Origin of the sequence: Sphingomonas sp. SORGH_AS_0789 (assembly GCF_031453055.1) — a bacterium.
Taxonomy (GTDB): domain Bacteria; phylum Pseudomonadota; class Alphaproteobacteria; order Sphingomonadales; family Sphingomonadaceae; genus Sphingomonas.
This window is the reverse complement of sequence record NZ_JAVIYV010000001.1, coordinates 2966971-2980797: the sequence shown is the minus strand read 5'-3', so window position 1 is coordinate 2980797 and position 13827 is coordinate 2966971. Positions and strand designations below refer to the sequence as shown.

The following is a 13827-nucleotide window of genomic DNA, read 5'->3' as shown; positions in this document are numbered from 1 at the left end:
CTCCTGCGGGCAGCTCAATAGGTGACGGTCACCTGTACGGTGTCGGTATAGCTTCCGGCCGCCGGGGTGGTCTGCGGGGGGACCCGGCCATAGACGGTCAGCGTCTGCACCGCGCCATTGCCGATCCCGGCCAGCGTATCGGTGCCCGCCGTGTTGCCCCAGATCTGCGAGCGTGCAGGATCGCGGAACAGCTCATAGACCACTGTCGCGCCCGCGCCCGAGGTCATCCGCCGCGCCGTCACCGTCGCGCCCGCCCCCGCACCCGCGTTCAGGCCGATATTATAGGGCGTCGTGTTGGTGCACTGGACCCCGATCGTGCTGGTCGAGGTGATCGCCGTCTGGATCACGCCGGTCGCGCCGAACGCCAGGTCGCTTGCCGAGGTCAACCGGCACTCGGCCTGGATCGTCATCGTCACCTGGAACTGCGTACTTTGCTGCGCGGCCGACGGCGCGGGGATCACGACGCAGCCAAGCGCTGCGATACCGATGGCAAGATAGCGTTTCACGATGCGGTGCCTCCAGATCACGCCTCGTCAAAGCGCGATCGCCCGCATCGGCTGCTATAGCTTCGGAATCGGAAGCAAATTCCCGATCATGGGTTAAAGCCCGGAGCGTACAGGCCAATTGCGACCGGGAGCGTGCCACAAGATCGGCGCGCGATCTGCCGGAATTGGCAGATGGTACGCATGCAAATTTGAGCCATGAACTACGGGAAGCTTTTCGTTAACCATAAATTGCACAGGATTGCATGATTGCATTCCTCTTGTTCGTGCAACCCTAACCGCCAATATTGGCCGCTGTAACCGAACCCGATGAAGACCGACCGATCGGCATCGAAAGCGACGCACCGGGAGCAGCCACCGGATAAGCCACGCGAAACCCGATATGCGAGGTCGGCAGGTCGTGTTCCTGGGCCTGATAGGCGGCGGGGCGGAAATTGGCGCAATAGTTCATCGCGCAGAGATAGCTGCCGCCCTTCACCAGCCCCACATCGCCCTCGCCCGCCACCCATTCCCAGACATTGCCGACCATGTCGTATAGCGCCAGGTCATTGGGTTCGAAACAGCCGACCGGGGCGATCCCGGCATAGCCGTCCTCGGCGGTGTCGCGGATCGGGAAGACGCCTTCCCAGACATTGGCGCGCGGCTTGCCATGGTCGAAGGCCCATTCGACCGGGTCGCGCGTGGCATTCTGATTGCCCCGCGCCGCGCGTTCCCATTGCGCCGTGGTCGGAAGCGCGCCGCCGACCCAGCGGGCATAGGCGGCCGCATCGTCGCGGTCGACATGGACGACCGGCTCGTCCGCCCGGCCGGTCAAGTCGCTGCCCGGCCCCATGGGATGACGCCAGTCCGCCCCCTTCGTCCAGCGCCACCAGCGCGAGGCGTCGTCGAGCGACACGGTCTCGGTCGGGGCGACGAACAGCGCGGATGCGCCTTCGCGCTCGGCCCGGGTGCGATGGCCGGTCGCCGCGACGAAGGCCGCGAACTGGCGGTTGGTGACCTCATGCGCGTCGATGCGGAACGCCGCCACCCGCACCGCCTGCCCCGGACGCTCCGCGCCGTCCTCGCCCAGCAGGACGGTCCCGGCGGGCACCGTGACGATTGCGTCCTGGCCGAGACAGCGATGCACCGGCGCGGGGGCCTGCGCACCCAGCGTCGCGGTCGCCGCCACGGCCAGCAGCAACGCCGCCCCTATCCTCACGGCCGCGCCGCCGGGGCGGTTGCGGTTGCGGTCTCGGCCCCGGCGGGCAGCGGCACCACGCCCTTCGCCTTGGCATAGCGATCATAGGCCGCCACCAGATCGGCCAGCCGCGCGGGCTCGGCGGCGGACAGGTCCTTCGTCTCGCCGGGGTCGGCCGCAATGTTGAAGAGCTGCCACCGCCCAGTGCTGACCCCGCCGCGCGTGTAGCGATTGGTCGGCGCGGGCAAATAGACGACCTTCCAGTCGCCCTTGCGCAACGCCCGGCGGAAGAAGAGTTCATAGCCCAGAGCCTCGTCCGCGCCGCGCACCCCCGCCGCATCGGCCGCCAGCACGGGGCGCAGGCTATGCCCTTCATAGGGCAGGATCGGGCGACCGGCGAACGCGCTCGGCTGGCGCAGACCCGCATAGTCGAGCAGCGTGGGCGCGACGTCGCGCACGTCCAGATTGGCATTGGCGATCCGCCCGCCGCCCTTCACCCCGCGTCCGGCGGCAAAGGCGCTGACCCGGATGCCGCCCTCGGTGGTATAGCTCTTGACCAGCCAGGACGGGACCGAATTGGCCTGGGCCCAGCCGGGGCCATAGCCGACATAGCTGCTGCCCTTGCCGATATTGCCCAGGCTGTTGTCGATCCCCAGCGCCTCCGCCGGGGGCAAGGCCGCATCGGGCGAACCGACCTTGAAGCGCGGGCTGGGCGCGTGGATGTCGTTTCCTTCGGGGCCATTGTCGGCGAAGAACAGGATGATCGTATTGTCGAGCCTGCCTTGCGCCTTCAGTGCGGCCAGGACGCGACCGACATTCTGGTCCATCCGGTCGACCATAGCGGCATAGACCTCCATCTTGCGCGCCTCGACCGCGCGCTCCTCGGCGGTCAGCGAGGCCCAGGGCCGCGCCAGTTCCAGCGTGTGCGGCACCGCATCGGCGGGAACCAACCCCAGCGCCTTTTGCCGCGCCAGCCGCTCGCTCCGCAGCGCCTCATAGCCCGCGTCATAGCGGCCCTTATATTTGGCGATCGTCTCCGCCGGGGCCTGGAGCGGCCAGTGCGGCGTGGTGAAGGGGAGATAGGCGAAGAAGGGGCGCCGGTCCCCCGACCTGGCCGCCGCGTCGAGATAGCCGATCAGCCGGTCCGCGAAATAATCGGCGGAATAGGTGCCCTTGGGCAGCGCGGCGGGCTTGCCGTCGTCGCGATAGCTGGGGGCCAGGCCCGCCCGGGTCCAGGCGTCGTTCTGGTCCTCGCCGAAATGGTTCGACAGGCCCTGGAGCAGCGCGAAGCTGTGCTCGAAGCCCCGCGCGGCGGGTTCGCGCTCCGGGGTCAGGCCGAGATGCCATTTGCCCGCCATCAGCGTCGTGTACCCGCCCGCGCGCAGCAGCTCGGCAATCGAGGCGACGCGGTCGTTCAGATAGCCCTCATAGCCCGGCCGCCCGCGCGTTTCCGGCCCCAACAACTCGGCCATGGTGCCGAGCCCGGCCTCGTGATTGTCGACCCCGCTCATCAGCATCGAGCGGGTGGGCGAACAGGTGGGCGCGGTATGGAAGCCGGTGAAGCGCACCCCCGACAGCGCCAGCGCATCGAGATTGGGGGTCGCGATCTCGCCCCCGAACGCGCCCAGATCGGACCAGCCCAGATCGTCCGCGACGATGACCAGGAAATTAGGCGCGTCCTTCGCCGCCTGTTGTTGGGCGGGTGCGACCGGCGCGGTCTGTTGGGCCGCCACCGGGACAGGCGTGGCTGCCACAAGCGCGGGGATGGCGGACGCCATAAGTCTCAGGCCGATCATATCTGCTCCCTTTGGGCGACCATGGGCGCGGCCGCATGCCCGGCATAAGGCTCTGTGCGGTCGCGACAATGCTAGTTTACCTACTCAACCGATAGGAATTACTTGGTGCGCCGCCCCCGGTACCGCTCGCAGCAAGCCCCTTGACACCATGCGCAATGTAATACCGTATATGAAATAGAGGTGGCAGCGATCGGCATGGGCACACCGTATCAGCGGGCGTCACACGGGCCGATCGTGGCACACCCCATCAAAGGCGGCACGACAGAGGCCGCCCCAAATTCGCAGCAGGAACGGGAGCATAGCAGGACCAAATAAGGGGAAAGATCATGGTTTATCGACCGAGCCGGTTGCGAAAATGGGCGCTGACGGGAGCGGCCATCGGGTCCCTGATCCTGGCCGTCGAGGCCCAGGCGCAAACCCAGTCTTCGGGCGGCAGCGGCGCCGCCGAGACCGCCGATGGCGATGCGACGGGTGCGAGCGACGGGACGATCGTGGTGACGGGATCGCGCATCCGCCGCAACCCGCTGGACCAGAGCGCACCGCTGACCGCCATCGACGGCGCGGACATCGCGCGAACCGGCCTTTCCTCGATCGGCGACGTGCTGCAACGCCTGCCCGGTGCGGCGGGTGGGCTCAATTCCCGCTTCAACCGGTCGGGCAATAACGGCAACCCGCCCGATGGCGGCGGCGTCGGCGCGGGGTCGGCCGAGATCGACCTGCGCTATCTGGGCAGCCGCCGCACGCTGGTGCTGGTCGACGGCCTGCGCTTCATCAACGGCAGCGCGGCGAGCGGCATTCCCGGCGCGGTCGACCTGAACGCCATTCCCGACAGCATGATCGAACGCGTCGACGTGCTGCGCGACGGGGCCTCCACCATCTACGGCTCGGACGCGATCGCGGGTGTCGTCAACATCATCACCAAGAAGCGGCAGAACGGTTTCCTCGCCACCGCGCAACTCGGCGGATATGACAAGGGCGACGGCGTCACCCAAAATTACCAGTTGAGCTGGGGCCATCGCACGGAGGACGGTCGGGTCTCGGTCGTTGCGGGCGCCAATTACATCAACCAGGGCTCGGTCTTCGCGGGCGACCGCCCCTATTATGCCTTCCCCGATCCGGGTGCGACCGCCTGCTCCAGCAGTTGCAGTTCGGGCACGCCCAATGGCCGGTTCATCATCAACAATCCCGTCACCGGCGAGGCGATGAACCTGACGCTTAAGAGCAATCCGCTGACCCGGCCGCGCTTCGATCCGTCGGACCCGACCGGTGCGAACAGCGATTTCAAGTCCTTCACCGTCGCCGACCGGTTCAATTTCCGCCCCTATAACTATTTGCTGACCCCGCAGGAGCGATTCGGTGCCTTCGTCAACTTCACCGGTCAGCTGGCGGACAATGTCCGGCTGAGCACCAAGTTGATCTACAACCGCCGCACCTCGGACAACCAGGCGGCGCCGCTGCCGCTGTTCGTCGGCCCCGATGCGGGCAACGGCAATCTGCTCGACACCATCTCGATCGACCAGACCAATCCGTTCAACCCGTTCGGCGTGACGCTGAGCGCGGGCAATAATGGCACGCCCGCCAATTACGGCTTTATCGGGCGACGCTTCGTCGAGAACGGTCCGCGCCATTATAGCCAGCGGGTCGACACCATGTACATGTCCGGCACGCTGGACGGACAATTCGCGATCGGCCAGGGGACCTGGTACTGGGATGCCAACCTCATTTATGCCGAAAACCATGCCAAGCAGGTGGCGCACGGCAATGTGAACGCCGCCAACCTGGCGCTGGCGCTGGGACCGGTGGCGAACTGCACCGGCGCGTGCGTGCCGTTCAATATCTTCGGCGGGGAGGGATCGATCACCCCGGCGATGATCGACTATGTCACTTTCACCCAGCGCGACCGGTCCGAACAGACGATGACCGACGCCACGCTCAACCTGACCGGCACGCTGTTCCAGCTGCCTGCCGGGCCGCTCGGCCTGGCGGCGGGTTATGAATTCCGCCGCCAGACGGGCTCGTTCCAGCCCGACGCCATCGTCGCAGCGGGGCTGGGCTCCGACATTCCCGCGCAGCCCAGCTCGGGCAGGTTCGACGTCAACGAGGTCTATGGCGAACTCAGCATTCCGGTGCTGAAGGACGTGCCCTTCTTCCGCCTGCTCGAAGGGTCGTTCGCGGCGCGTTATTCGGACTATTCGACCAGCGGCAACCGCACGGTGATGAAGGGCGGGCTCAGCTGGAAACCGTTCGAGGATCTGCGTCTGCGCGGCACCTGGGCGCAAGGGTTCCGCGCCCCCAGCATCGGCGAGCTGTTCGGCACCCCATCGCGCTTCGATGGCGGCGTCATCGATCCCTGCTCGGGGATTGCCAGCCTGCCCGCGAACAGCACGGTGCGACAGAACTGCGTCGCGCTGGGCGTGCCGGTCAACTATGTCCAGAACGGCCTGCAATTGCCGATCCTGACCGGCGGCAACCGCGCGCTGAAGCCCGAAAAGTCGGAAAGCTGGGTGCTAGGCGCCGTCTATAGCCCCAGCTGGGCGCGCGAAGCGGGCATCGCCAGCCAGCTGAGCCTGGAGGCCGATTACTACACCATCCGGGTCGATGACGCGATCGCCTCGGTCGGCGCGGACGTGCTGCTGGCGAACTGCATCAACCAGCGCGATGCGGTCAGCTGCGGCGCGATCACCCGCTCCTCGACGGGCAGCGGCCAGATCACGCAGATTCGCGGGCTGCTCCAGAATATCGCCTCGCTCAAGAGCGAGGGGATCGACATCACCCTCCTCTATCGCAGTCCGCGCGTCGGGGCGGGCACGTTCGGGCTGAACTGGGCCAGCAACGTCCTGCTGGAATATTCGACCACCCTGCCCACCGCCACCGGCAGCGCCAAGCTGGAGCGGCAGGGCACCGAACGCGGCGACCAGGCCTATCCCCGCTTCAAGAGCGTCGCGACGATCGACTGGTCGAGCGAGACGTTCCTGGCGTCGCTCACCGGCCGCTATATCGGCAAGGTGACCGAGCCCGCCTATGCCAATCGCGAGATGAAGCCGATCCTGTATCTGGATGCGCAGGTCGGCTGGACCCTGCCCTGGATGTCGCAGCGGATGACGCTGACCATGGGGGTCAACAACATCCTGGGGAAGAGAGCGCCCGACTGCCTGAGCTGCGGCGGGTTCGATCCGACGACCTATGACCTGCCGGGCCAATTCGGCTATGCCCGTCTGGGCTTCAAATTCTGACGTGACGGTGGCCGGGACGCGTGTCCCGGCCGCTCACCCGCGCGTCGAGGCGTCGGCCGGTCGGACCGTCAGGCGGACAGGCGCTCGATCTCGTCCAGCACGTACCGGGGATCGAACGGCTTGGCGAGGAACACCGATCCGTCGGGCAGGTCGGCTATGGGCGGATGCCCCATGCCCGACACGATGATGAGGATCGCCAGCGGACAGCGGTCGCGCACGACATGCGCCAGCTTCACCCCGTCCATCGTCCCCGCCATCTGCACATCGGTAAGCACGATGCGGATGGAGGCGTGCGCGGCGAGGATCTCGGCCGCCGTGTCGGCATCCTGCGCCGCGAAGACCTGAAAGCCGCGATCCTCGAAAAAGTCCGCCAGGTCGTGGCGGACGAACGGCTCATCCTCGACGATGAGGATGCTGCGCGGCGGATTGGCCTGTACCATATCAGCCGTCGATCAGCTCGCCGGTGTCGCCGAGCGGCGCATCGATCCGGAACACGACCCCTTCGGGTGGAAAGTCGAGCACCGTCCTGCCCCGGAAATAGGCGCCGAGCGAGCGTTCGATCATGCGCGATCCAAAGCCGCGCTGTGACGGCCGGACGACCGGCGGCCCGCCCTGTTCCTGCCAGCGCAGATGGAAACAGGCGCTGCCCTGCGTGCCGCTGACCTGCCATCGCAAGGTCACCGATCCCGTATCGTTGCCGAGCGCGCCATATTTGGTCGCATTGGTCGCCAGCTCGTGGAAAGCCAGGGTCAACGCCAGCGCGACATGCGAGTTCAATCGGATGCGCGGACCATCGATCGCGATCCGGTCCCTCATCCCGGAGACGGCCGACAGCCCGGCCTCGATGACATCGTGAAGCTCCGCCTGCTGCCATGCGGTGGTGGTCAGCACATCGGTCGCCCGCCCCAGCGAGGCGAGCCGCGAGGAGAAGGCGGCGGAAGCCTGTTCGATGCTGTGCGCACCGCGCAGCGTCTGATTGGCGATCGACTGGACCAGGGTCAGCACATTCTTCAGCCGGTGGCTCAGCTCGCCGTTCAGGAGCTTCTGCTGCTCGCGGGCTTCGTACAGCGCAGTAAGGTCGCGCGACACCGACAGGATACGCGCCGGGCGGCCATCCGGGCCGGGGATGGGCGAGACGGAAACCGACCACCATTTGGGAACGCCGATATAGGTGTCCGCAGGCGTCTCGAAATGCGACGAACGCCCCTCGGCCGCCGCCTTCAGCGCCGCGCGGGCCTGGACCGGGCCGTTGCCCTTCAGGAAATCCGCCCAGGGACAGCCACGGACCGCGTTGAAGTCGCTGATGTCCATCACCTTCATGCCGCCCTCGCTCATGAAGGTCAGGTTGCCGTCCAGGTCCACGACCTTGATGCAGTCGGTGGACGCGGCCAGGACGCTGGACAGGAACACCTCGCGCTCCGCCGAGGAACGCTCCCGCTCGACCAGTTCGGCGTTCAGCGCCAGCGACCGCCGCAGCGTGTCGCGCAATTCGCCGGTCATCATGACCATGCCGATCAGGATGAAGAGGAACACCGCCGCCGCCGCCCATTGATTGTCCGGCAGCCAATAGGGGTTGGCAGCATGGCCGATCGACAGGGCGCCGGCGACCGTGGACGCCATGCTGGCGAACAGTCCCGCGCCCAGCCCCAGGACCAGCGCCACGCCGATCGTGGCCGGAATGAAGAGCAGCCATGGCAGTTCGTCGGGGATGATGAGGATCCGTGCGACCGCCACGAATGCGACGACCAGCGCCGCCAGCGTATAGCGCGTGAAACCCGACACCGGTCGGTCGAAAGACCAGATGATGATCCGATCGAAGATGCTGCCTGGCTGTGTCCTGATCATTCTGCCACCCGAAAGCGGGACAAGGCCCCCCGGCCCGTCCTGCCGCCTGCGCTAACGTAGATCATTAAAAAGACAAATCCCCGATGGGTTTGTCCAGCCATTTTCCGTATGTGCGCGGTACTCCGCACGCCGACCGGAGCGGATCGACCGCTTCCGGCCCGGTTATCGCAGCTTCATGAACGCCGCGACCGCATTGCGGACGCTGTCGGTGAAGCGATCATAGATCATCCGCGACAGCTCGGCGATGACCGGCTGGCGATCGCGTCCCCCGCGCGCGAACACGGCGATCGCCACGCGGCGGCCGTCGGGCATGGTGATGAACCCGACATCGTTCGAAATGCCGTCCAGCGTCCCCGTCTTGTCCTCCACCAGCGTTCCGGCGGGCAGCAGCGCGCGGATACGGCGGGTGCCCGTCCGGCATTGCCGCATCAGGCCGAGCAGGAAGGCACGGCTCTGCGGCGCGAGGACCGAGCCGCTGTCGAGCCGTTTCAGCAGGGTGACCATGGCAACCGGCGTCGCGACGTCCTTGATGTCCGCCAGATGGCCGCGCTCGCGGAGGAGCTGGGCGATCGTCCGGTCGACCCGGATGCCGGTGATGTTCTGGGTCCATAGCCATTGCTGGACCTTGGCAGGGCCGCCGACCGCCGCGAACAGCTGGTCGGCCGCCAGATTGTCGCTGCGCACGATCATCGCCTCCATCGCCTTCGCGGCGGTGCGGCCATGGATCATGTCGCCCAGGCTCCGCCGCCCCTGGTCGACCTCGGTCAGATAGGCGGCCGCGATGGCCAGCTTCACCGTGCTCGCCATCGGAAAGGGGATCGTGCCGTTCACGCTGGCGGTATAGCCGTCGCGCAGATCGATCGCGGCGATGCCATATTCCCCCGAACGCCCGGCCAGCAGCGCGTTCATCTCGCGCTGAAGCTCGACCAGTTCGGACGTCGGGGTGACCGCCGATGCCGGGTTCGTGAAACTCGCCGCCATACCCGTCAGAAAAAGACGGAAAAGCAGGGCTACTCGCATCAACCTTCCTCGATCACGGCATGGGATAATGGATCGACGCTAGCCGCAAAAACCGGACGCGTCGCGTGGAATATGACGGTCATGAGACCAGGCGATTTTTTCGGGCGGCACACCGTCATGCCGCCCGGCACCGGCCTATCCGGCGGTCGTCCCGGTCTGCGCATGCTCCGCGGTATCGGCGTCCAGGCCCAGGTCCTTGAGCAACGGGCCGACTTGCGGGTCCGCGCCGTTGAAGGCCCGGAACATCGGCGCATAATCCTCCGTATGCCCCTTCGACAGGATCATGTCGCGGAACCGCTGGCCATTGGCACGGGTCATGCCGCCATGGCGTTCGAACCAGTTGAACGCATTGGCGCTCAGCATCTTGGTCCAGCTATAGGCGTAATAGCCCGCCGAATAGCCGTTCGACCATATGTGGAGGAAATAGCTGGAGCGATAGCGTGGCGGCACCCCGGCAATGTCCAGCCCGGTCGCGGCCAGCGCCTTGTCTTCAAAGGCATCGACATCCTGCCGCCCCTGCGCCGCCGTCAGCGAATGCCAGCTCATGTCCAGCTCGGCCGCGGCCAGCGCCTCGCCGAAGGAATAGCCCGAATTGAAGGTGCTGGCCCGCTTGATCTTGTCGACCAGCGCCTGCGGGATGGGCTTTCCGTCCTTGTAGTTCACCGCATAATGCGACAGCACCTTGGGATCGAGCGCCCAATGCTCGTTGAACTGCGAGGGGAACTCCACGAAGTCGCGGGCGGTATTCGTGCCCGATACCGAGGGATAGACCTGGTTCGCGAACAGGCCGTGCAGCGCATGGCCGAATTCGTGGAACATGGTCACGACATCGTCGAAGCTGATCAGGGCGGGCTGACCGGCGGCGGGCTTGGTGAAGTTCGCGACGTTATAGATGACCGGCTTGGTGCCGATCAGCTCCGACTGGTTGACGAAGTTCGACATCCACGCGCCGCCATTCTTGTTGTCGCGCTTCCAATAGTCGAAATACATCAGGCCCAGCATGGCGCCGTTCGCTTCGTCCACCTCATAGACCATCACGTCGGGCTGATAGACGGGAATGTCGGTGCGGCGCTTGAAGGTCAGGCCGTACAGCTCGTGCGCGGCATAGAAGACACCGTCGGTCAGGACCTTGTTGATCTCGAAATAGGGTTTCAGCTCGTCCTGGTTCAGATCATATTTCGCCTTGCGAACCTGTTCCGAATAGAAATCCCAGTCCCAGGGCTTCAGCTTGAAATCGCCGCCGGTCGCCTTGATCCGCGCCTGCAATTCCGCCGCCTCGCGATGCTGCTCGTCGGCGACGGGCTTGCCCAGCCGCTGCATGAAGGCGAGCGCGGTCTGCGGGTTCTTGGCCATCTGGTCCTGCAGCACGTAATCGGCCCAGGTGGGGAAGCCGAGCAGCTTCGCCTTTTGCGCCCGGAGCAGGGCGATCTGCGCGATCGTGTCGCGGGTATCGTTGGCGTCACCCTTCTCCGCACGCGTCCAGCTCGCCCGGAACAGCGCCTCGCGCGTGGCGCGATCGGTCAGGCTGGCAAGCTCGGGCTGCTGGGTGGTGTTCTGCAGGGTCAGCACATATTTGCCGGCCAGCCCCCGCGCCTTGGCCGCATCGGCCGCCGCCGCGATCTCCGCCTCGGACAGTCCGGCCAGCTTGGCGCGGTCCTCGACCACCAGCGCACCCGCCTTGGTCGCGGCGAGCAGCTTCTGCTGGAACGCGGTCTCCAGCGTCGACAGTTGCGCGTTATATTGGCTCAGCGTGACCTTGTCGGCCGGGGACAGGAGCGCGCCCGCGCGCACCATATTCTGATAGGTAAGCGTCAGCACCTGAAGCTGCTCGGGCGTCAGGCCCAGCGTCCGACGCTTGTCGTACAGCGTCCGGACGCGCGCGAACAGCGCGGGGTCCAGGTTGATCGCATCCTGATGCGCGGCGAAGGCCGGGGCCAGATCGGCCTCGGTCTTTTGCAGGACATCGTCGGTATTGGCACCGACCACGCCCTCGAAAGCCAGGCTGGCGCGCTCCAGCAACCGGCCCGACCGTTCGAGCGCGGCGATCGTATTGTCGAACGTCGGCGCGCTGCGTGCATTGGCGATCGCCCGCACCTCCGCCCGTTGCTGCGCCATTCCCGCCAGCAGGGCGGGCGCATAGTCGCTGCTCTTGATCCGATCGAAGGGCGGCGCCCCCAGCGGCAGCGTGCTGGCCGCGGCAAAGGGATTGGACGCGGGCAGGGACACCGCATTTGCACCGGCCGGGGCGGAGGCCGGCGTCTGGGCAATCGCGGTGGTCGACATCAGCAGGATCGTGGCAGTCGCGGCGAACAGGCGCATGGGGGCTCCATCAACTAGCGAATGGCCTGTGCCATGCTCCTGCGAAGCCTGCGGATCAAGAGCCGGGGCGGGACGGTCCGCGTGGGCGGAGGGGAGATGCGCGGTGCGCCCGCCTGCCGTTACGCGCGGCCGCCTGCCGGTCGTCGCGTCGTCGCCTTAGGGTCGATCGACATTCACGATTGCTTCTTCTTCCCCTCTCCCCTGGAAAGGGGAGAGGGTTAGCGAAGCTTGCCAGCCTGCTGGCTAGCGCAGCTTGGGTGAGGGGTTGAGCAAGCCCAAAGGCTCGCGCGCTCGCGAAGCGAGCGCCCACCCCTCACCCAGCTCCGACTAAGCCTTTGCTACGCAAAGGCCAAGTCTGCGCAACCCTCTCCCCTCTGCGAGGGGCGAGGGACGGAAAGGCATGGCTTAATGTCGATCCGACCTAGAGGCGGCGGGCATAGACGACATCGTCATAGACGGTGTCGCCGACCCGGAACTGGCGCGTGCCTGCCAGCGTGAAGCCTTCGCGCTCATAGAAGGCGCGGGCATTTTCGTTGATGCCGAGGACGCCCAGCAGCATCCGGCGTCGCCCGAGTGCGCGGGCATCGTCCAGCGCGCGGGCCATCAGCCTGTGGCCCAGCCCCGAACCGCGCGTCAACGACAGCGCATAGATGCGGCGGAGTTCGATATCATGCTCGTCGGTCTCGACCGGCAGGTCGGGCGGGACGAGAAGCGTATAGCCGACCGGCGCCGCGCCATCGGGATGCTCGGCCAAAGTGACGACGCAGGCGTCGTCCGCGATCCAGCGATCGAACTTGGCGGGCGAGCTGTTGGTGGTGCAGTGATACACCATGTCGGGACCGGCAATGGTCCCGGCAAAGGTTTCGAGGAAGGTGGCGGCCGCGACGAGCGACAGCGCAGGCGCGTCGCCCGGCCCGGCCCGTCGCAGCCGCCATTCCATCAGCCGACGATTTCTTCCGGCTTGAAGAAATACGCGATCTCGATCGCGGCATTCTCGTCCGAGTCCGAACCATGGACGGTGTTGGCTTCGATCGACTCGGCCAGTTCCTTGCGGATCGTGCCCGGCTCGGCGTTCGCCGGGTTGGTCGCGCCCATGATGTCGCGGTTGCGCTGCATGGCGTTCTCGCCCTCGAGCACCTGCACGACGACCGGGCCCGAGATCATGAACTCGACCAGATCGTTGAAGAAGGGGCGCTCCTTGTGGACCGCGTAGAAGCCCTCGGCCTGCTCACGGGTCATGTGGATGCGCTTCGAGGCGACGACGCGCAGACCGGCGTCCTCCAGCATCTTGGTGACGGCGCCGGTCAGGTTGCGGCGGGTCGCGTCGGGCTTGATGATCGAAAAGGTACGGTTCGCGGCCATGATGGTCACGCAGCTCCTGAATTAGGGTGTTGGCTGGAAGTGGCGTCGCCCTAGTCGCGGCGCGAAGGCAATGCAATGTCTTATGGCAACAAGCTGGTCCTCACCGGGACGGGGAGGAATGTTACGCCGCCTGTTCCCAGCGGCCTTGGTCGTTCTGCTTCCAATAGCGCCGCTCGACGCCCTCGCGATCGGCGAGCGCCCGCCAGGCGGTGCGCGCCTCGGCGATCCGGTCGCCGTCGAAGAAGTGGAAGGCGCGGTCGAAGTCCAGCGCCGCGTCACGCCACACGCCGTCCGCCAGCGCGACATGCCGTGCGCCATTGGCGGGCCGTACCTCGCCCGAAATCAGGATCGGCTGGGCGGCATCATCGCCCTCCCCCGCCTGGGCATGCGGCAGGAAGCCGTCCGCCGGGACCATCCAGAGCTGCCGATCGAGGGCAGCCCGCTGGTCGGGGTCGCCGCTGACGATCAGCAGCCGCCCGCCCCCCGCCATCACCCGATCGGCGATGACGGGAAGCAGCCGGTCGAGCGGCGCCATGGTCAGATGATAGAAGTCGACCTGCATCGCGCCGCCC

Annotated in this window: 11 protein-coding genes; 1 reads left to right on the top strand and 10 read right to left on the bottom strand. The window is 66.5% G+C overall.

Going from position 1 to position 13827, the window contains the following annotated elements:
• Positions 1 to 14 precede the first annotated feature (14 nt).
• The 3 genes from QE360_RS13685 to QE360_RS13675 form a co-directional block, all read right to left on the bottom strand.
• The gene (locus QE360_RS13685; RefSeq protein WP_309695838.1) at positions 15 to 506 is read right to left on the bottom strand and encodes a spore coat U domain-containing protein; all 492 of its coding nucleotides are present in this window, start codon (positions 504 to 506) and stop codon (positions 15 to 17) included.
• A gap of 271 nt (positions 507 to 777) precedes the next feature.
• On the bottom strand, positions 778 to 1683 hold the full coding sequence (locus tag QE360_RS13680; protein WP_309702311.1) for a formylglycine-generating enzyme family protein: 906 nt from the start codon (positions 1681 to 1683) through the stop codon (positions 778 to 780).
• 14 nt (positions 1684 to 1697) lie between these two features.
• On the bottom strand, positions 1698 to 3476 hold the full coding sequence (locus QE360_RS13675) for an arylsulfatase (protein ID WP_309702309.1): 1779 nt from the start codon (positions 3474 to 3476) through the stop codon (positions 1698 to 1700).
• A 326-nt stretch (positions 3477 to 3802) separates the two neighbouring features.
• Between QE360_RS13675 and QE360_RS13670 the strand changes: the two genes are divergently transcribed.
• Positions 3803 to 6709, top strand: coding sequence for a TonB-dependent receptor domain-containing protein (locus tag QE360_RS13670; protein ID WP_309702307.1), 2907 nt, complete (start codon positions 3803 to 3805; stop codon positions 6707 to 6709).
• A gap of 68 nt (positions 6710 to 6777) precedes the next feature.
• On the opposite strand, the gene QE360_RS13665 is transcribed toward QE360_RS13670, so the two are convergent.
• The 7 genes from QE360_RS13665 to QE360_RS13635 form a co-directional block, all read right to left on the bottom strand.
• Positions 6778 to 7149 (bottom strand): response regulator, encoded by a 372-nt coding sequence (locus QE360_RS13665; protein WP_309702304.1) that lies wholly within the window; start codon positions 7147 to 7149, stop codon positions 6778 to 6780.
• A 1-nt stretch (position 7150) separates the two neighbouring features.
• Positions 7151 to 8554: an HWE histidine kinase domain-containing protein gene (locus QE360_RS13660; protein ID WP_309702303.1), complete on the bottom strand. Its 1404-nt coding sequence runs from the start codon at positions 8552 to 8554 to the stop codon at positions 7151 to 7153.
• A 162-nt stretch (positions 8555 to 8716) separates the two neighbouring features.
• Positions 8717 to 9574 carry a serine hydrolase gene (locus tag QE360_RS13655; protein WP_309702300.1) on the bottom strand — a complete coding sequence of 286 codons (858 nt, stop codon included), beginning with the start codon at positions 9572 to 9574 and terminating at the stop codon, positions 8717 to 8719.
• A gap of 135 nt (positions 9575 to 9709) precedes the next feature.
• The gene (locus tag QE360_RS13650; protein WP_309702295.1) at positions 9710 to 11893 is read right to left on the bottom strand and encodes a M3 family metallopeptidase; all 2184 of its coding nucleotides are present in this window, start codon (positions 11891 to 11893) and stop codon (positions 9710 to 9712) included.
• Between the two features lie 421 nt (positions 11894 to 12314).
• Positions 12315 to 12833 carry a GNAT family N-acetyltransferase gene (locus tag QE360_RS13645; protein ID WP_309702293.1) on the bottom strand — a complete coding sequence of 173 codons (519 nt, stop codon included), beginning with the start codon at positions 12831 to 12833 and terminating at the stop codon, positions 12315 to 12317.
• Positions 12833 to 13255, bottom strand: a complete 423-nt coding sequence (gene ndk / locus QE360_RS13640) for a nucleoside-diphosphate kinase (protein ID WP_307099160.1) — start codon at positions 13253 to 13255, stop codon at positions 12833 to 12835. Before ndk ends, QE360_RS13645 begins: the two co-directional genes overlap by 1 nt.
• Positions 13256 to 13376: 121 nt before the next feature.
• Positions 13377 to 13817, bottom strand: coding sequence for a DNA polymerase III subunit chi (locus QE360_RS13635; RefSeq protein ID WP_309702291.1), 441 nt, complete (start codon positions 13815 to 13817; stop codon positions 13377 to 13379).
• Positions 13818 to 13827: the final 10 nt, after the last annotated feature.